Raw genomic sequence first — 18,337 nt, 5'->3', positions numbered from 1 at the left:
TGACTTGATTATTGAAGATGCAAAAAATATTTACCTTTGGTATATGGAAAAAAATCAGACCACTCAATTGCCCAAAATCTGGCTCGACTTTGAGGTAAGGGCTTATGAGGTAGATATTTATAACCGGGTATCGCCAGTAACGATTGCCAACTATTTGCAAGAAGCTGCCGGGCAACACGCTGACCATCTGGGGGTGGGGGTGACCGACTTACTAAAACATCGCCTGACGTGGGTGCTTACTCGTATAAAAATTGACATGCAGCAATACCCTTCCCGGTATGAACCAGTGCGGGTACTTACTTACCCCATCGGCTATGACAAGTATTTTGTATACAGAAACTTTCAGTTGTATAATGCACAAGGCAAGCAAATAGGGCAAGCTACCAGTACTTGGGCAGTCATGGACATACAAGCCCGCAAAATGGTGGGTGTACCCCAATTAATCACGAGTTTGCCTATCCCTGATGATGAAGATTTTATAACCCGTACCAAGGGTAAAATTGCCAAAGTAAATGCTCCACTCTCTGAAACACTTTTTAGGGTACGTTGGAACGACCTGGACACCAACCAACACACCAATAATGCTTATTACTTGCAGTGGGCTATAGAGTCGTTGCCCGAAGAGGTGCTCAAATCACGGCAGTTGGCATCTATTGATTTATTGTATCGCCTCGAAACCACCTGGAAAGAGGGTGTAGTGGCTCGTACCGAACAAACCAGTACCCAACCATTGTCTTTTATTCATCAACTCATCCGCGAAAGCGATCAAAAAGAGTTGGCACAAGCCACTACGGTTTGGGTATAATATGCCAATAGTCCATAGTATTTAGTCGATAGTCCATAGCCGATTCGAGTAAATGTTCACCTTGTTAAATACTGTAAACCAGTATTTTATATTAAGATTGAGTACTCACTTTATTTTTAAAAGTGTTTCGGTTGTATGCCTAAACACCCAATTAAATAGTTTTTAAATTCATCAATAACTGATAACCAGCAAATAACTTTGACTAAAATCACTGCGGAGTATTGATATGCAAAAGAAACTGTTTGATCGCCCAGGCAACAAATACCCTACTTGCACCCACTATTTTATCATTGAAATAACACTGCTAAGTGTTTACTACAAAAAAAATTGGACTATTTGCCCAAAAACAGAGATACGAAAGCTTTGAAAACTAATTTTTACCCTGCAAAATTTCTATACTTGCAAATTAGTAATTTTGGCAAAACCATTTGCCCACACTAATACCGATGAACTGTTGCTTGTTGCAACCCCAATACTTGTAGGCAACCACTATGCATCAATGGTGTTTTTGTTGCTTGCTATTAGAAGCTAATTTGAAAGAAAATGGATAAGAAAGTAATTTTAATGATTTTGGATGGCTGGGGCATTGCCACCAACCCTAAAGTATCGGCAGTAGACCACGCCAACACTCCATTTATCGACCAACTATATACCCAATACCCATATAGCCGCCTGGAGGCTTCAGGGCTTGCCGTAGGACTGCCCGAAGGTCAAATGGGCAACTCTGAAGTAGGTCACATGAACATAGGTGCAGGCAGGGTGGTTTACCAAGACCTGGTACGAATTAACCGGGCTGTTGAAAATAAAGAACTGAACGAGAATACTACGCTTAAAGAAGCTTTTGATTATGCTAAAACCCACCACAAAAAGATACACTTGATGGGGTTGCTCTCTGACGGTGGGGTGCATTCGCATATCGACCACCTCAAAGGTTTATGTAGCATTGCCCATGAGCAAGGAGTAGAGGAGTTGTTTATTCATGCATTTACCGATGGGCGCGACACTGACCCTAAGGGAGGCAAGGCATATCTTACTGACTTGCAAAAGCATTTAGGCCAAACTACCGGACAGGTGGCTTCTATCATTGGGCGATATTATGCCATGGACAGGGACAAGCGCTGGGAACGGGTAAAGTTAGCGTATGATTTGTTGGTAAATGGCAAAGGCAAACCAAGCCAAAAAATGACAGAGGCCATACAAGCGTCTTACAATGAGGAGGTAACAGATGAGTTTATCAAACCTATAGTAAAGGTTAACGACGAAGGGACACCCATTGCAACTGTTGATGAGGGTGATGTGGTGCTATGCTTTAACTTCAGAACTGACCGGGGAAGACAAATTACCCAAGTGCTTACCCAAGAAGATTTTCCAGACGAAGGAATGCATAAACTGTCGCTTCAATACCTTACAATGACTAATTATGATGATACTTTTGAGGGAGTAAAGGTATTGTTTGACAAGCCCAAACTGGTCAATACATTGGGCGAAGTATTGGAAAAAGCCCAAAAACAACAAATAAGAATTGCTGAAACCGAAAAGTACCCTCATGTTACTTTCTTTTTTTCGGGAGGGCGCGAAAATGAATTTAAAGGAGAAAGTCGCATTTTGTGTCCATCGCCCAAAGTAGCCACTTATGACCTGCAACCCGAAATGAGCGCAGCAGATATTCGTGATGCCATTGTGCCTGAGCTTCACCAAAAAGCGGTTGATTTTGTATGTCTTAACTTTGCCAACCCTGACATGGTAGGACATACGGGGGTATTTGAGGCAGCGGTAAAAGCCTGTGAAACAGTAGACCAATGTGCCAAAGTGGTAATAGATACTGCACTGGCAAATGACTATGCCACCATTGTTATAGCTGACCATGGCAACTCCGACATTATGCAAAACCCTGATGGATCGCCGCATACAGCCCATACAACTAACCTGGTACCTTGCATTTTGATAGATAAAAACAATGATGCTACATTAAAAGATGGTAAATTAGGTGATATTGCTCCAACTATATTAAATTTGATGGGCATCAATCCACCTGAAGATATGACAGGAGACAATTTATTGCAGTGATATTACCCTCCTACAAACAAGCTTTTGGTCATTGACCTGGGGCGTATCAGAAAAAGGAGTGCCACTTTAGGCTCAGAAACACCACACCCACCTGAGGTGGCTACTTTGCCAGCAATGAAGACTTGCCAACCAGTAAGCTCTAGTGCTTTGGGTACTAAACCCCTTACACTTCTTTCGGTCTCTTTTGCCTGCTGACTTCACCTAAAAAAACTCACGTAGCTTAGGCTATGCTCGTTTTTTGTAGGTTTGACAGCCACCAAAATAAACTCGAAATAATGTAGAATTTACTTAGTTCCTAAAGCACTAGTAAAACGATATAAATTTAATCATACAATTAATCATACCTAATGAAACGTATTGTCGTTTTTATTTTACTGGTAGCCAATGTATACCTGGCTATCAATCAATACCTAAAATACCGCAGGTACAACCCAGGGCGGGATTATAACTATATTGCAAAAACCAAAGAAATAGATGCCAACTATCACGATACAAAGCTGGTAACCGAATATTTTGAGTTGGCACACAAAGCCGGAAGTTTTGCTCGCAAAGTATGGTATAACGAAGGTATAGACGTGTTGTATGAAGACCAAACCAACCCCCAGAGCCAAAATGCAGTGCAGGCATACAACCAAATGCTGGCAAGGATAAAACACCTGGAAGCTAAACTCATTGCGTCAAAGAAAATGAAAGCCCAGGGACTGGACAATAAAGCGATTAAATTTGTAGAAAAAAAAGGCATTACTCCCAAAAACTATGAGCTTTTTCAACGCATAGAAAAGCAACCAATCATCAAGGGAGATACTACTTTGCTTACCTGGGAGGTACAAAATCAATTGATAAAAAAAGGGTATAAAATACCACTTGATGGTAAGTATCGCGATGTAACAGAAGAGGCCATTATGAAGTTTCAGATAAAGAACAAAATATTTGCTTCGGGAAAGGTGGATGAACGTACATTACGTTTGTTATTAAAATAATTATTGTATTTTTGAATCAAATTCGTTATTGTATAGCATAACTACCAATAGAAGTTTATTTTAAGTTGGGTATTGTTAATTAATACTCCACTGCTTTTTTCGGTTGGTTAGTTTCTTTAGTCAAACACATAGCACTTTACCACAATTTGGCTATCAAACTATCAACAACAAACTACCGACTAAACGCTGTGGGTGATTGTTCAATGCTTTGCTTAACGAAACGCTAATTGTAATTGAAAAAGGATGGAAAACGTAAACGAGCCAAAAACTAAACTAGACGAGGTAAAAGATCTGATATTTGGGCCAGATATTAAGAGTTACAATGATCAGATTTCGGAGCTTAAAAATCATATTGGGCAAAACCGCGAAGAGGTAATGTCTAAAATTGAGGAAGTACGCAACAAGCTCATTGAAGCTATTCAAACTACTGAAAAAAACCTTAACCAACAAATAGCTGATTTGCAAAAAGCAACCGAAGCTGCGCTCGATAAACAAAAACAATCCCACGTAAGCAAGCGTGCATTGAACGATGTATTGGTTAAAATATCTGAGGGTTTGCGTTCCGACGCCGAATAAGTTTACCTCTTGGGTATTTGAGGTTTATTTATAACATACTTGTAGCCCCTACATGCCACATCGTCTAATTGATTGGGTACTACTTATATGTTCAAAAACTATCATTGTTCGGAAGCCGGGCTCGTGCTCGTTTGACTGAAAAACAACCTGACAACAGGCTAACCTGCAAAGCAGTCAAAAGATGAGCAAAATCTGCAAACGACACCGGACATTTACAACATATCTCCTAAAATATTTTTAAAGAGTCGTCATGGAAGATAAAGACAAAAAACAGGAAGAAAATATTGAAGAGCTGGGAAGCGAAGAAAAGGTGAATACCTTTAGAGAACTGATTGTAGGACCCGATAAACGAGAAATTGAAGGTCAGTTGCAAGGAATGAAAGAATTGTTTGCTACCATGTTGGTTGAAAACAAAAAAGACTATGACAATCAGGTAAATGATATGAGAAGCCTGTTTGTAAATGTGTTGGAAGAAAACCGCCGGGTTTTTCAAATGCAATTACAGGACTTGTACAAAAATCTTCCTTCTTTGATTAACAACTCTTTGCGCGAACAACAAGAAGATGGTTTTATTCTGCTTGCCGACCAACCCGAACATCAGGTAACTGATAAAAATGGGGTAGATCGTTATTCACGTTTAGACGCAGTCAAAGAAATTATTGTGGGTGGCAATATGCGCGACCTGAAACTAAACCTGGCAAGTGCCCAAAAAGAATTACTTCAAAACTACGAAGAAGACAAGAAGAAGATTCTGGACATGGCACAGGAAATTTCTGGAATGGTAGACGAAATGGAAAACCGAATCAATGAACAACTGAAGGCTTTGATCGAAGAAATCACCAAAAACGTATCTGAGTACGCGCAATCTTATGCCAACAAGCATACTGCAGCCAATAAATTGCGGGATTTATCGCAACAACTGTAAGACTCGTTTTAACGTTTTACGATTATGGACGATGTACTCAAGAAATTGAAAGAAATCTTACTGGAAGAAGATCGTAAAACTCAGGAGAAAATTACCCGAAAGGTAGATGATCTGCAAAACAACATAGATGAGTTGCGGAATGAAAATCTGAAGCCGGTCATTGAAAAAACAGTGAGAACTGAGCTCAAAGAATCAAAAGATGCCCTGATAGAGGCTATTTACCCCCTCATAGGCAAGCTTATTCGAAAGTTTGTTCAGGTAGAGTTCGAAAAACTATCAGAAAACGTAGACAAGCAATTAGATCGCACATTTTCGGTGCAAAATATAAGAAAACAACTCATTGCTTTATGGGAAGGGATAAGTCACAAAGACCTGATCATTAAGGAACTTATCCCTCCAGTAGTAGAAGAGGTTTTTGTGATAGACCAGGAGTCGGGCATTTTGCACGGCAAATACTCGCACAACAACACCATAGACCAAGACGTAATTGCAGGCATGCTCACCGCGATCAAGTCATTTATTGAAGATGCGTTTCAACAAAAAACCGGATCTTTGGACATGATTGAGTATGGTACCTTCAAAATTATGATTCAAAACTCTTATAAGTTTTATCTAACCGCCATTGTTTCGGGTTCGGTAAACACTAAATACAAAACTCAGTTATTAGACTACCTGGAGTTGTTTGCTGAACAAAACCTCACTCAATCTTTAGATAATTTGTCGGAAACTGATATATCAGAAAAGCTTAAAACATATTTTGACCAATTCAATGCAACAAATAAGTAAAAAGGTTATTTTAGTAGGGAATTTTGGCGTAGGGAAAACCTCATTGGTACGTCGCTTTGTTCATCAAACTTTTTCGGACGAATACCTCACTACACTTGGGGTACGTATAGACAAGAAAGTGGTAAATCTTGCCAATATAACGGTCAATATGATTTTGTGGGATGTAGCAGGAGAAGTATCTCAAACAAAGGTGCCCGCCTCTTATTATTTAGGGTCACACGGAGTTATTTATGTATTTGACCTGCAGCGTCCTTCATCGTTTGAAAATATAACTTCAGACATTGACTTTATCCGTTCTAAGTTGCCCAATGCCCCAATATGCGTTATTGGCAACAAAAAAGATTTATTGAGTGATGCTGAACTCAGTTCTATTCAGCAAAAGCTCTCGGTTAAAGCAAGTTATTTTACCAGTGCCAAAACTGGCGAAAATGTAGAAGCCATGTTCGAAATGATTGCCAAACAAATGACAGAATGAGTACAAAAAAGCGAACATTTTTACAGCAGTTCAAAAGCCAGTTTTCCCCTTCTGGCTTTCAATTCGTTCTTTTAGACAACCAAGGAGTGATTGTTGAAAGCTGTAATAGTTTGTTCAATTTGAACTTATACCAGGGGTTATCAGCTTTTACTTTTATCCCCTTTCTGGAAAGCATAGAAGAAACTCTGGTACAAATCACAACCAACGATGCACCTATTTACTTTCCTCGTTTAGACATTCCTTTCTTTAGTCATAGCAAAATTTACGACTTCACCTTTCAACGATTTGAACCTTCCCCTGAACACTCGTTCATTGCCTGGATCATCAGAGATAACACCACCCATTATTATTATTTGAGGCAAATTCAGCAAGAACGCAATATGGTGATTGTACAAAATGAGAGAAGCACTGCAGGTAGATAACTTTATTGACCACTGCAGTGATAACCAAGGGCTTGTAGTAACATATAATGGTGGCTTCTATCATCACTTACCACTACTCACTCAACGATAATTTTTGCTTAAGTTCAGCTACGGCAAGTTGATAAATATCTTCTACCTCTTGCAGCAATGTAGGCAACTGGTCTATATTGATCGTTTGCTTGGCGTAATTTTGTAGCTTTTCGAGGTTTTTCTCTGCCGGTTTTATACCCAATAGTTTAAAAGTTGGTTTTACTTTGTGTACCGCAAGCGCCATGTCTTCCCAGTTTTGAGCCGTCATCAAAGCTCGAACTTTATCAATGTCAGTACAGGTTTGGTGGATAAAGAGTTCTGCGATGTCGAGAATAAAACTAGAATCACCTATAGACACCTCTTCAAGGTAACTCATATCTATATAAGTCTCGCTCTTGGTAATTTGGGTCATTTGTACAATTTTGGCGTACAAATCTTCTTTTTTGAAAGGCTTAATCAAATAGTCATCCATCAGATCAAGTACCCCTTCGTTTCGCTCTTGCTGAGACACAGATGCAGTGAGCGCTATAATAGGCAATTGATCTGGCGATATTTGTAACACTTTTCTTATATAGTGAGTAGCCTCTGTGCCAGTCATTTCGGGCATATACACATCCATCAATACCAGGTCAAACGCTTCTTTTGCCTCCCCTTTTTTCAATAACTCTACCGCTTCTTTGCCATTCGAGACAGTGATCACTTTACAGTTCCACTCCTGCAGTATTTGTCGGGCAAACAATAAGTTTACATCGTTGTCGTCAGCAAGTAAAACCTTGAGAGGTACATCGAACGGAGTAAGAATAGAATGCCGGAAATCGGGCGAATTGGTCAAGGGTTCTATCTCTGGTGCAAGCTTAAGTGGCAATACAAAATTAAATATAGTGCCTTCGCCCCAACGACTGTTCACGCTAATATGTCCCCCTTGTAGTTCTATGAGTTGTCTTACGATGCTTAAACCCAGTCCAGTACCTCCATACAATCGAGTAGTTTGCTTGCTGGCTTGCTGATAGGGTTCAAAAATCTGTTGTAAACGTTCTTTCTTGATGCCTATGCCAGAGTCTTTTACTATAAAATCTAACTGTATTTGTTCTGCTTGATCAGCAGAAGGTACAGGAGCAACAAATGTTATCTCTATACTTACTTCTCCCTCACTGGTAAACTTAATGGCATTGCCTACCAGGTTATACAAGATTTGAGTTAGCCGGACTTTGTCTCCCAACACCTCTTCTGGCACATCGGTAGCTAATACTGTATTGACTTGTATGCCTTTTTGCATAAATTTTTGTTTGAAACTCAATACAATATTTTGTAACATTTCGGGCAGGTTAATATGTGTTTCTTCAAACTGCATCTGTCCTGACTCTATTTTTGACATATCTAACACATCGTTTACAATGGTTACCAGATGATTGCCGGATGATTGAATGGCTTTTAAGTAATCGGCGTGGTGTGGGTTGGTCATTACTTCCAGTAACAAATCTGTCAACCCAATGATGCCATTGAGTGGGGTACGCAACTCGTGGCTGATTTCGGCAAAAAAGTTAGACTTAAATTGTTCTATCCGTTTAAGTTCTTCATTTTTGAGTTGAAGTAGTTCTTTTTCAAGTTCGATGGAACGGTTTTGTACTGCTAACAGTTCTTTTTGAATGGCAGATTCTTTTCCTTCTTGTTGAATCTGAAAAATATACTGATGTGCGTCAGGGTGATGCTCTATTACCAGCAACAGTGTAGGTACTTGATTGTTTAAGATACATTCTATGCGACAATCCAACACTTTGAAACTGGTATCTATGCCACTGACAAAGTTTTCGAGGCGAGGAAACTCCAACGGAGGCTGTCCGGGCTCAAGCAACGCCAGGGTATCTTGCAGGCTTTCTAAAAATGGAAAAACAGGAAAAATAGATTGGTTGAGGTAAACGTTGAGGTCTAGCAATGTATTGCAGGTTTGTACAAGCTTACCCTCTGGGGTAAACAATATAAACTGGCAACGGTCGGCTAAATAACGTGCTTTATAAATATCTAAATTTTCCATACTGAACAATTCTTCGGTATGCCGTGGTGGCAAGAAGGGCGTGCAAGTTTGAGAATATCCCCTATATTATAACATTGAATTGATAAATTTAAAGCTTTTGAATATGAAAATGAAAAATTGGTCGCATAATTCATTCCTGCTTTGGTCAATTGTGACATTATGTGGGCTCATGGCTTGCGAAAATCCGAATAAAACAGCAGCGGGTACTGCCCAGCCTTACTTTGACCTGAAGGGTTTTGTTCAAACACAAATAACCTGGCTCAACCAACAACAACCTAAAGTAAAAAAACAGGTGCGCAATGAGGGTAAACTTGTAACCAAGACCCTGGCGATTAAAAACTGGGAAAAAGAGTTACGTATGTTTATCAATGCTGATATAAACAAAGCTGCTCTGATTGGTACTTATGACATTGTTAAAAAAGGGAAAATTATCAAGTATACTACAAAAGAGGAAAAGAATTCGGTAAAAGAGATGACTGTAGAATTGGGCAATGATAAAAAAGTAGCTAAATCAGTGAAAATTATTGTGGGCAATGACAATGCGCTATTTGCTTCTGGCACCAAACTTATTATCCAGTGCCAAAACAAAGGCAATGATTATCGAATTACAACATATACAATCGATGGTTTTCAGAAAATTATTATGCGCGACAAACGCCCCTATTTTATCCATGCAAAAGTGCTTTAGACCTTCACAGGGGCGAGCTTCAAGTCTTTAGGTACCAGGCAAGCTGGTACCCAAGGGCTTAAAGCTCAACACTTGTTCTTTATACTACTCTTACTCGTCTTTGAGCACTTCTATGGGGTTTACCTGCGACACTTTGAACACTTGCACACTTACTGTAAGCAAGGCAATAAGCAAGGCAAGTAAGGCAGAGAAGATAAACACAAACCAATGTTTGTATATGGGCAAATGATAGGCAAAGTTTTGCAGCCAACCATGCATCATCCAGGCACCAAAAATGCCCCCAAACAAACTTGCCCACACCACCAAACGCAAAAAGTCAAACGACATGAGGCGTAAAATACTGGGAATAGATGCCCCTAAAACCTTGCGTATGCCTATTTCTTTGACCCGTTGTTCGGCAGTAAACGAGGCAAGCCCCAATAACCCCAAACAAGCAATGAAAATGGTAATGCCGGAAAATGCCATAAATATCTGCCCTCGCACTTCATCGGCCTGGTATTGTTTATTAAACTTCTTATCCAGAAAATAGCTCTCATACGCATATTTTTTCTCGTATTTATTCCAGGTTTTTTTGATAAAATCAAGGGTTTTACCTACCCCTCCCGATTTGAGCCTTACCAACAGATACCCCATGTGCCCTTGTTTGCGTGGAGATATCAGTCTAAGGGCTAAAGGTTGTATTTTTTTATGCAACGATGTCAGGTGAAAATTCTTGACTACCCCTACTATTTTAGCATCATACCCTTTTACAAGTTTACCCAGGCTATCGGTACGCAAATAGACCTTTTTTCCCAAGGCTTTTTTCCAACCCATTTTTTTTATAAAAGCCTCATTTACCACCAAGGCTTTAGAAGTATCAGTAGTAATAGCACGTGAATAAAAACGACCTTTTTTCATTTCGATGCCCATCATATCTAAATAATCATAACCTACTGCCAATACGTGCGCCAGCGTAATCCGCATTTTGCCTTGAGCGTTTTCTACCGGAAAAGCATCAGTACCACTGCCACCATCTTGCCCTGGCACGTTACTCGTAAAAGCTACTTCTTTGACTCCTTGATGCTTGATCAAGTCTTTCCTTATCAAGGCATTTCGCTGAAGGTTGGTAGTATCACCAAAGGTTCTGATCACCACTACCCGTTCTTTGTTAAACCCCAGGTCTTTGTTACGGATAAACTGTAGTTGATTATATACTATCCAGGTACCTATGATCATGGTAATAGAAATAGAGAACTGGAAAATGACCAATCCACGGCGTAAAAAGGCGGCATTCCGACTGCTCACATACTTGCCTTTAAGCACCCTTACCGGATGAAAACTAGACAAGAAAAAAGCTGGATAGCTGCCACTAATGAGCCCCACCAACAACATAATAAGCGTCAACAGACCAAAGACTGAAGGGTCGCTGTACTCTACGACCAACTGCTTGCCTGATACATAGTTGAAATAAGGCAATGATAGCTCTACCAGGGTAATACTAATGACTAACGAGATAAGGGTAAGCAGTACTGATTCGAGCAAAAACTGTAAGATAAGTTGACTTCGGTATGACCCTACCACTTTGCGAATGCCCACCTCTTTGGCTCGCCCCGCCGATCGTGCAGTGGCTAAGTTCATGTAGTTGATGGCAGCAATGAGCAGCATAAATATAGCCACTGCCGCCAATATGTATAAGTAAGCTTTGTTTCCTTTAATGGTTTCATCATCTTCGTAGGCAAACTCAGACAAATGTATGTCTACCAAAGGGTCTACCCTAAAACCTGCAGTTGCCTTAAAATGCTTAAAATCTTTTACCATATATTTAGTAAAAACCGTTTGAACATTTTTGCGAAAGCTTTCAATTTTTGCCTTGGGTTTTAGCAATACATAGGTGTAGTAATTGGCGCTACCCCAACGATTTACATCCTTGGGGTCGTAAATGGTCGCATAAGACACCAACGCAGGAAACCGCAAATGTGAATTTTTTGGCAGGTCTTCCATTACTCCAGTCACTTTATTGCTTTGGTTGTCAAACACCTTGATTACCTTACCTATAGCGTTGCCTGCCCTGCCAAAAAACTGCTTTGCAACCGTCTTGGTCAGTACTATAGAATTGGGTTGGGTCAATACTTTGTTAGGATCACCTTTGATAAGTTTATGAGAAAACACTTTGAAATAGTTGGAGTCGGCATAGTGAATCCCGTTCAGGTATAGTTTTTTGTCTTTGTATCTGATAGGTTTTTTTTCGGTGCCCCTAAATAGCCTTACAGATTGGGCTACTTCGTTGGGAAACTCTTTAGGCAATACTGGGGCGAGGCGCTCCGACGAACTGGCAAAGTACTGTGGGGCTTTACCCTCTAACTTAAACCAGGTAGACACCCGATAAATGCGGTCGGCTTTTTCGTGGTAACGATCAAAGCTCAGCTCATCGTTGATATATAAGTACAACAACAACGCACAGGCCATTCCAATAGAAAGTCCGGCAATGTTGATAAAAGTATATATTTTGTGACGGCTAAGGTTACGTAGAGATATTTTCAGGTAATTTTTTAACATTCAATTATTTAATCCAAGGTTATCAATGGTTTTCTATGGTACTAATGGTAATTGTTGTATAAATAAGTATTGGGCTTGATTTACTTTCATTAAGTAAGTGTTTAACTTCCAATGTACTTGCACATACATAATAGATGCTAAAGTTACCCACTTGGACGCATACCTTCGCAAACATTTATTTGCTAGATTATCCACAAAAACATAACCAACTGATTATCAAATATTTTAAATAAAAAAAAAGAGATAAATTAGTTATGATTTTAAAATACGCAAAAATGCCCTCTTTCTGGTAAAATCAAGCAACAAGTTTCATTTTTATGAAAAACTGACAGGTTTAACAGTTGCTTCCATAACGTCTCATTTTTTCATAAGCTACTTTATAACCTAACGAATAGCCGTATCATTGGTTTTTTGCTCCCTTCTACTCTTACCCTGTTGCAAACAATTTTTTAGTAAGATCAATTCTTTCTTTCGTTTTTTTTATAGATTAGCAACATGGAGCACGAAAAAATTCAACAATTTATAGACTGGCTGCAATACGCCGATTTGCTGATGGTACATACGGGTGCAGGTATGAGTAAAGATTCGGGGGTACCTACTTACCGCGAAGATGGAGCTGGGGAATGGGGCAAGGTATCGGGCGAACGGGAAGGAAGTATTTTTGAGATTATGAACCCCACTTATATGGATGAACACCCTGTGTATATGTGGAAAAGATTTACCCGACGCAGTCAGCAGTTTAAAGACTTGGTACCACACCAGGGATACTTTATCTTGATGGATTGGATTAAGCGGTTTAACCTTGACTATTTTTTTATTACCTCTAACATAGATGGGCAACACCTAAAAGCAGGTGCCACTAAAGATAAGGTGCGTGAGGTACATGGCTCTATTTTTCACCTGCAGTGCTCGGTGCCTTGCCATCAGGAAGTGTGGGAAGGAGATACAAATGAGGCAATAGATGTCAATAATGAAAACCTACAACTCGAAGATTTGCCCAAATGTCCCAAATGCGGCAAAATGTCGCGCCCTAATGTGTATATGTTTCGTGACCATACCTATGTACCAGCCCGGTCGAAGTGGCAAAAAAGCAACTTGGAAAAAACCCTTGCTGCACACAAAAAAGTCTTGGTACTTGAGATTGGCTCTGGTCCTCATGTACAAACCATTCGCGCAATGACGCGCAAAATAGTACGAGAGAAAAACGCAAAACTAATAAGAATAAACCCTGATTACTCTGATGTAAGAGCCCCTCATATGGGCATTGCCGATGGTGCTATGGCTACTTTGAGCGTAGTGCACAATGAAGTGGTAAAAATGTTTTGATAATGGATGACACCATACGTATAGTGCAAATAACTGATCCTTATCTTTTAGCCAACATTCATTACCCGGAGGTGCTTCCAATACAAGTGTTTGAGAATATACTTACACACATCAACCTATTGCCCCACCCTCCCGACTTGCTGATACTTACCAGTGAAGTACTGCAGCAACGAAGAAATGACACTCTCCGGCTTTTACAAAGGTTAGATATCCCTTTTTATTGGGTGGCACATGAGCAAAACGCGTCTTTCAATGTCAAAGGCACCCACTTTATTATGCTCAATAGTTGCTCAAAAAATCATAGCCAGGGTTACTTAGGCAATGATACATTGGATTTTTTGCAAAACGACCTTGAAAACTCCTGGGCTTATCCTTGTATTGTTACTTTGCGTCATCATCCGCTGGCTATTCGTACTCTGACCCCACCTAAAGATACGCTCAAAGATGCTGGGCAATTTCTAAGTATTCTTGATCAATTTTACCACATCAAAGCAGTACTGTTTGGACATATTCACCACGACTTTATGCTCGAGCGAAACGACATTTGGTTTTTTGCCTCACCAGCCATTTGCCCGATCAGCCCCAATAACCCTGCTGTAGTCTTTCAGTACCGTCTGCTTGACTTAACCAGTGAGGGGGAGGTAGAAGTGAGCTTGATGAAGGTGTAGAGTAGTAAGTAGTTAGCAATAAGTCCTTAGATATCGATGCTACAAGTAAGACTCACCCATAGCATACCCACTTGTTAGATATATTGAATTTTGAGTGAAATAACCATACATCTTTAAAAGTCAGTACAATTGGCACTGGGTGACAAGCCAACACATATTACATATTGGTGCATAATGACCAATTAAACACAACCCTTGTTCATTTAAAAAGCTTCTCCTATCTCTAAATAAAACCCAGCTGACCCATCGCTACCTCTGCCATAGTCTACCCGGATATTGGTGCGGTTTTGTTTATCTATTTCAAAGCGCAAACCTATGCCATACGACATTTTTGCATTGGCAATGTCAAACTTACTAATGTCACTGGCTACATCGCCTACTCCAGTAAAAGCAGTCATTCCAATCCATCGCCATATTGGAAGCCTGTACTCTACTTGAGCCGCCATATAGTCATTTTGGCGGTAACGCCCCTGATAAAACCCACGCATGATAGTGCCTCCGCCAAACTCTGACAGTTCTTTATAAGGAGCGGTGCCAGTAATAAAGTTGCCATACCCCTGAATAGCAAGAATATGCTTGCGGTGGGCAAAAAGCTTGAAGTATTTCCGCAAATCAACCGTAACCGTGCTATAATCAAACTCTCCACCCAGATCAGATCCATAATTATAGTTGGAAAGCTCAAGATAAGCTCCCTTATAAGGTGCCAGAATGTTGTCGCGGCTATCGTATACTACCGCAGCTCCTAAACCTGATACTCTGGAGCCATTATAGCCAGGTACCTGACTGGTTTCGAGCAAACCACCTTCAGTAGGTCTTACCTGAAACATTTCCACATAACGATACTGCAAACCAACAAAAAGTTTTTGGGTGATTTTGCGCAATACCCTGTTTTCTACCCTTACCCTACGATAACTTACCAGTTCTTCGTTTTCTTTGGGTAGCCGATTGCCTATGCCATAATAAAACTCAGGAAAAAACAGGTAGGAAAAGCGCCCATTGATGACATATTTTTCTTCGTTGGTAAAAAGAGTATACCTGGCTGTACCATCTATTTGCCCTTGTGCAGTGTATAAAAAATAGGTTTGAAGGTTGGAAGCTCGGGTAGCTTTTTTGTTTTTACCCATCTTAAAACTCAACGAGGCAAGCGCCCCTAGCCCAAACCTGGTTTCGGGTGAGTAGTACAACACGGGTAAAGTAATCATTTTCACATTTTTTTCTTTCTTTTTTTGGGTAGTAGTATCAGTTTGCGCCTGAGACAAATTGACTTTGGTAAAGACTATCCAAACCAATAATAACACTGACAAAGCTATTCTAAATTTCATTTGTATATGGTTTTACTTCCAATAATGGTTTCTAAATCTTAGTTTTAAATTTTAGTCAACATATAAGCTACTTTTCTGAATGAAAAAACGTTTTTTCAGAAAAGCATTGCTTATGGTATAGTAAAAGTACATTTTTTTTATAGAATGTGCTTTTGTTCAAGTATTAAATTCAACATTGCTTAAAATCACTCTTTAGGTACAAAGTATTGCTTTATGTGTTGTACCTGGTTACAAAAAAACTTGTGTAACTATGGCGAATTGATGTTTTTTTGTGCCTTGTGTAACCTCAACACCAACCGGTAAAGACTTTGATGATACGCTAGACCATTGGCTTTATAAGATAATTTTCAAACCTCAGATAGTATGAACAGTATTTGTGTTTTTTGTGGTTCCAGATCTGGAGCTAACCCTATTTACCGCGAGAAAGCTACGCACGTCGGACATATTTTAGCAAAAAAAGGTCTAAAACTGGTCTATGGAGCCGGCAAGGTAGGGCTCATGGGAGCTGTAGCCGACGCAATGTTAGACAAAGGTGGAGAGGTGGTTGGGGTAATTCCACAGTTTTTGGTAGACAAAGAGGTAGCCCACGACGGTATCAATGAATTAATTATTGTGGAGTCTATGCATGAACGGAAGCAAAAAATGACCAAAATGGCAGATGCTTTCTTGATTTTGCCAGGAGGTATAGGTACTATGGAAGAGTTTTTTGAAGTATACACCTGGGGACAATTGGGTTTGCATCAAAAACCCATTGGCATACTCAATGTAGGAAGTTATTATGATTTAATGATTCAGTTTTTGAATCATACCGTAGGTCAAGGGTTTATGAGTCAATCTACTAAAGACATAGTTTTTACTGACACCAACCCTGAGGCTTTGTTAAGAAAAATGCGTAGTTATAAAGCCCCTGACATAGATAAGTTATTGAATATTGAGCGAACCTAGTACACTATTTTTTGGCGATTTATTATATCAATACTTTGCAGTGATTTTAGTCAAAGTTGTTTGCTGGTTATCAGTTATTGATGAATTTAAAAACTATTTAATTGGGTGTTTAGGCATACAACCGAAACACTTTTAAAAATAAAGTGGGTGCACAATCTTAATATAAAATACTGGTTTACAGCATTTAACAAGGTGAACATTTACTCGAATCAGCTATGAACTATTGTATATACAAGTACAAGGTAAACTTGAAATGAAATAAATGATTCGAAGAGATTACATTTTAAAGTTGATTGACCAATTGGTAATGGCGCTCAAAAAAATAAGGGGTTTAAAAGACCGTGAGTTTTACGAAGAAGCACTAGAACTGATTGCAGAAAAAAAAGAAGCTTTCCTAAAAATTGATGCAACATACCTTGATCAACTGTCGGTAGAGGATTTACAGGTATTGTTAGATAATGACATTGACCGAGGTAAGGAATTATGGACGTTTGGGGTAGATTTGTTATTTGAAGAAGCATCTATTTATGACCTGCTAGACAACGAACCACAAGTGTTTCGTGCTTACCATCAAGCGTTAACAATTTTAACCCATTTGATAAAAAAATACCGGGAGGTAAACATCAACTTGTTTGACAAATTAGCCGTTGCAGTGGCTTACTTGCGCGACTTTAGGCTACCCTGGCAAAGTTATGAGAAGATCATTGATTATTACAAAGCTACCCAACAATTTGCTCACGCCGAGGATATGCTATTTCAAATGGCTACTACCCACATTGATCAGGCAACTGCTTTGTTACAATTAGGACAAATGTTTTATGCCGAACTGCTCGCTATGGATGATCAGGTGCTTAACACAGGTAAACTGCCTCGCTCAGAGGTTGAAAGTGGCTTAAAAGCTTTTAAACAAAAAATAGGCGGATTTTAGTCCGCCTGTTTGTTTTACTTAGTAATCAAGTATACAACAGTGATTACCAATAATGCTTTACATATATATGTGTGTTATTGTTGATTGGTCGCTTCTTGTCTATAAATTTCGCGTACCTCCTGTAATGAGCTCTCAGTCAGGGGTTTGGTTACAAACTTTATTACGTGGTCATTGTCTACAATACGGGCAATGTCACGCTTGTTGTTTGAACTTGACAAAATCACAATGTTACACTTTTTCTTTACCTCTTCGGGGAAAAGTTCAAACTCAAACAAAAATACAAAGCCATCTACAATGGGCATGTTAATGTCAAGAAAAATAATATCGGGTAAATTAGATGGGTCATCCTGGTATTGTTCAAGGTACTGCAGTGCGCTTTTTCCTGAATTTCTTACTTCAACTCTTTGAGCAAATTTGGTGATTTCAATAATTCGTTTGCTGATAAAGTTGTCAGTATCATTATCATCAACCAGCAATACTAAATCTATATCTTTTTCCATTGTAATGGTTATTTAAAACTGATCGTAATATATGTAATATTTGAAGGTTTCTCTAAGGCATTCGAAATATCTAGTGACTGATAATACATAAATAGAAAATTTAACTTAGAAAAACAATTTTCAAAACACATTTCCACGGTGTTATAAGTTACGCTAATTTGCCTTAATTTTTCTGAAATAACGGCATTATTTTATCAAAAACAAAAAATATACCTATAAATCCCCTCCTTGATTTTTCCCTCATTTTCTTAAAAAAAACGAGCCATTATATCTATGTTTTAACAGCATTTTTATAAGAAATTTATATGGTTTGACAAGAAGTAAAGG

At 39.2% G+C, this 18,337-nt stretch carries 17 protein-coding genes; 13 read left to right on the top strand and 4 right to left on the bottom strand.

Annotated elements, in window-relative coordinates; all coding sequences use genetic code 11:
- Positions 1-43: 43 nt before the first annotated feature.
- The 8 genes from M23134_RS16855 to M23134_RS16820 all read left to right on the top strand — a co-directional run bounded on the left by M23134_RS16855 (position 44) and on the right by M23134_RS16820 (position 7,036).
- Positions 44-805, top strand: a complete 762-nt coding sequence (locus M23134_RS16855) for an acyl-[acyl-carrier-protein] thioesterase (protein WP_045113736.1) — start codon at positions 44-46, stop codon at positions 803-805.
- A 543-nt stretch (positions 806-1,348) separates the two neighbouring features.
- Complete coding sequence (gene gpmI, locus M23134_RS16850) at positions 1,349-2,872, top strand: 2,3-bisphosphoglycerate-independent phosphoglycerate mutase (RefSeq protein ID WP_002698207.1); 1,524 nt, start codon at positions 1,349-1,351, stop codon at positions 2,870-2,872.
- A 347-nt stretch (positions 2,873-3,219) separates the two neighbouring features.
- A complete protein-coding gene (locus M23134_RS16845; RefSeq protein ID WP_002698205.1) occupies positions 3,220-3,852 on the top strand; it encodes a peptidoglycan-binding domain-containing protein in 633 nt (210 codons plus the stop codon).
- Positions 3,853-4,095: 243 nt separating this feature from the next.
- Positions 4,096-4,428, top strand: coding sequence for a hypothetical protein (locus M23134_RS16840; RefSeq protein ID WP_002698203.1), 333 nt, complete (start codon positions 4,096-4,098; stop codon positions 4,426-4,428).
- Positions 4,429-4,678: 250 nt separating this feature from the next.
- A complete protein-coding gene (locus M23134_RS16835) occupies positions 4,679-5,353 on the top strand; it encodes a hypothetical protein (protein WP_002698202.1) in 675 nt (224 codons plus the stop codon).
- 24 nt (positions 5,354-5,377) lie between these two features.
- Positions 5,378-6,139 carry a hypothetical protein gene (locus M23134_RS16830; RefSeq protein WP_002698200.1) on the top strand — a complete coding sequence of 254 codons (762 nt, stop codon included), beginning with the start codon at positions 5,378-5,380 and terminating at the stop codon, positions 6,137-6,139.
- Complete coding sequence (locus tag M23134_RS16825) at positions 6,123-6,614, top strand: Rab family GTPase (RefSeq protein WP_002698198.1); 492 nt, start codon at positions 6,123-6,125, stop codon at positions 6,612-6,614. Before M23134_RS16830 ends, M23134_RS16825 begins: the two co-directional genes overlap by 17 nt.
- Complete coding sequence (locus M23134_RS16820) at positions 6,611-7,036, top strand: hypothetical protein (RefSeq protein ID WP_002698195.1); 426 nt, start codon at positions 6,611-6,613, stop codon at positions 7,034-7,036. The genes M23134_RS16825 and M23134_RS16820 overlap by 4 nt, the downstream gene beginning before the upstream one ends.
- Positions 7,037-7,109: 73 nt before the next feature.
- On the opposite strand, the gene M23134_RS16815 is transcribed toward M23134_RS16820, so the two are convergent.
- Positions 7,110-9,098, bottom strand: coding sequence for an ATP-binding protein (locus M23134_RS16815; protein ID WP_002698194.1), 1,989 nt, complete (start codon positions 9,096-9,098; stop codon positions 7,110-7,112).
- A gap of 103 nt (positions 9,099-9,201) precedes the next feature.
- On the opposite strand from M23134_RS16815, the gene M23134_RS38330 reads away from it, so the two are divergent.
- Positions 9,202-9,786 carry a hypothetical protein gene (locus tag M23134_RS38330; RefSeq protein WP_053337318.1) on the top strand — a complete coding sequence of 195 codons (585 nt, stop codon included), beginning with the start codon at positions 9,202-9,204 and terminating at the stop codon, positions 9,784-9,786.
- A gap of 90 nt (positions 9,787-9,876) precedes the next feature.
- Here M23134_RS38330 and M23134_RS16805 read toward each other — a convergent pair whose 3' ends face one another.
- Positions 9,877-12,321 carry an ABC transporter permease gene (locus M23134_RS16805; protein WP_002698192.1) on the bottom strand — a complete coding sequence of 815 codons (2,445 nt, stop codon included), beginning with the start codon at positions 12,319-12,321 and terminating at the stop codon, positions 9,877-9,879.
- A gap of 495 nt (positions 12,322-12,816) precedes the next feature.
- On the opposite strand from M23134_RS16805, the gene M23134_RS16800 reads away from it, so the two are divergent.
- Both M23134_RS16800 and M23134_RS16795 read left to right on the top strand, forming a co-directional pair.
- Entirely contained in the window at positions 12,817-13,647 is an 831-nt protein-coding gene (locus M23134_RS16800; protein WP_002698191.1) for an SIR2 family NAD-dependent protein deacylase, read from the top strand.
- A gap of 2 nt (positions 13,648-13,649) precedes the next feature.
- Entirely contained in the window at positions 13,650-14,315 is a 666-nt protein-coding gene (locus M23134_RS16795) for a metallophosphoesterase family protein (RefSeq protein WP_002698190.1), read from the top strand.
- A gap of 203 nt (positions 14,316-14,518) precedes the next feature.
- Here the strand turns inward: M23134_RS16795 and M23134_RS16790 are convergent, their stop codons facing one another.
- Positions 14,519-15,637, bottom strand: a complete 1,119-nt coding sequence (locus M23134_RS16790) for a BamA/TamA family outer membrane protein (RefSeq protein WP_002698189.1) — start codon at positions 15,635-15,637, stop codon at positions 14,519-14,521.
- Between the two features lie 363 nt (positions 15,638-16,000).
- Between M23134_RS16790 and M23134_RS16785 the strand changes: the two genes are divergently transcribed.
- On the top strand, positions 16,001-16,582 hold the full coding sequence (locus M23134_RS16785; RefSeq protein WP_002698188.1) for an LOG family protein: 582 nt from the start codon (positions 16,001-16,003) through the stop codon (positions 16,580-16,582).
- Between the two features lie 262 nt (positions 16,583-16,844).
- The gene (locus M23134_RS16780; RefSeq protein WP_002698187.1) at positions 16,845-17,510 is read left to right on the top strand and encodes a DUF6483 family protein; all 666 of its coding nucleotides are present in this window, start codon (positions 16,845-16,847) and stop codon (positions 17,508-17,510) included.
- 74 nt (positions 17,511-17,584) lie between these two features.
- Here the strand turns inward: M23134_RS16780 and M23134_RS16775 are convergent, their stop codons facing one another.
- The gene (locus tag M23134_RS16775; RefSeq protein ID WP_002698185.1) at positions 17,585-18,010 is read right to left on the bottom strand and encodes a response regulator; all 426 of its coding nucleotides are present in this window, start codon (positions 18,008-18,010) and stop codon (positions 17,585-17,587) included.
- Between the last annotated feature and the right edge of the window lie 327 nt (positions 18,011-18,337).

It is taken from the genome of Microscilla marina ATCC 23134 (assembly GCF_000169175.1).
Taxonomy (GTDB): domain Bacteria; phylum Bacteroidota; class Bacteroidia; order Cytophagales; family Microscillaceae; genus Microscilla; species Microscilla marina.
Note: the sequence above shows the minus strand (reverse complement) of the source record. Positions and strands in the feature narration are given on the sequence as shown.

What these genes read in the sequence shown, in the direction of transcription:
- M23134_RS16855 (WP_045113736.1), top strand. Translation starts at nt 44, where the DNA reads ATGGAAAAAAATCAGACCACTCAATTGCCCAAAATCTGGCTCGACTTT.
- gpmI (WP_002698207.1), top strand. Translation starts at nt 1,349, where the DNA reads ATGGATAAGAAAGTAATTTTAATGATTTTGGATGGCTGGGGCATTGCC.
- M23134_RS16845 (WP_002698205.1), top strand. Translation starts at nt 3,220, where the DNA reads ATGAAACGTATTGTCGTTTTTATTTTACTGGTAGCCAATGTATACCTG.
- M23134_RS16840 (WP_002698203.1), top strand. Translation starts at nt 4,096, where the DNA reads ATGGAAAACGTAAACGAGCCAAAAACTAAACTAGACGAGGTAAAAGAT.
- M23134_RS16835 (WP_002698202.1), top strand. Translation starts at nt 4,679, where the DNA reads ATGGAAGATAAAGACAAAAAACAGGAAGAAAATATTGAAGAGCTGGGA.
- M23134_RS16830 (WP_002698200.1), top strand. Translation starts at nt 5,378, where the DNA reads ATGGACGATGTACTCAAGAAATTGAAAGAAATCTTACTGGAAGAAGAT.
- M23134_RS16825 (WP_002698198.1), top strand. Translation starts at nt 6,123, where the DNA reads ATGCAACAAATAAGTAAAAAGGTTATTTTAGTAGGGAATTTTGGCGTA.
- M23134_RS16820 (WP_002698195.1), top strand. Translation starts at nt 6,611, where the DNA reads ATGAGTACAAAAAAGCGAACATTTTTACAGCAGTTCAAAAGCCAGTTT.
- M23134_RS16815 (WP_002698194.1), bottom strand. Translation starts at nt 9,098, where the DNA reads ATGGAAAATTTAGATATTTATAAAGCACGTTATTTAGCCGACCGTTGC.
- M23134_RS38330 (WP_053337318.1), top strand. Translation starts at nt 9,202, where the DNA reads ATGAAAATGAAAAATTGGTCGCATAATTCATTCCTGCTTTGGTCAATT.
- M23134_RS16805 (WP_002698192.1), bottom strand. Translation starts at nt 12,321, where the DNA reads ATGTTAAAAAATTACCTGAAAATATCTCTACGTAACCTTAGCCGTCAC.
- M23134_RS16800 (WP_002698191.1), top strand. Translation starts at nt 12,817, where the DNA reads ATGGAGCACGAAAAAATTCAACAATTTATAGACTGGCTGCAATACGCC.
- M23134_RS16795 (WP_002698190.1), top strand. Translation starts at nt 13,650, where the DNA reads ATGGATGACACCATACGTATAGTGCAAATAACTGATCCTTATCTTTTA.
- M23134_RS16790 (WP_002698189.1), bottom strand. Translation starts at nt 15,637, where the DNA reads ATGAAATTTAGAATAGCTTTGTCAGTGTTATTATTGGTTTGGATAGTC.
- M23134_RS16785 (WP_002698188.1), top strand. Translation starts at nt 16,001, where the DNA reads ATGAACAGTATTTGTGTTTTTTGTGGTTCCAGATCTGGAGCTAACCCT.
- M23134_RS16780 (WP_002698187.1), top strand. Translation starts at nt 16,845, where the DNA reads ATGATTCGAAGAGATTACATTTTAAAGTTGATTGACCAATTGGTAATG.
- M23134_RS16775 (WP_002698185.1), bottom strand. Translation starts at nt 18,010, where the DNA reads ATGGAAAAAGATATAGATTTAGTATTGCTGGTTGATGATAATGATACT.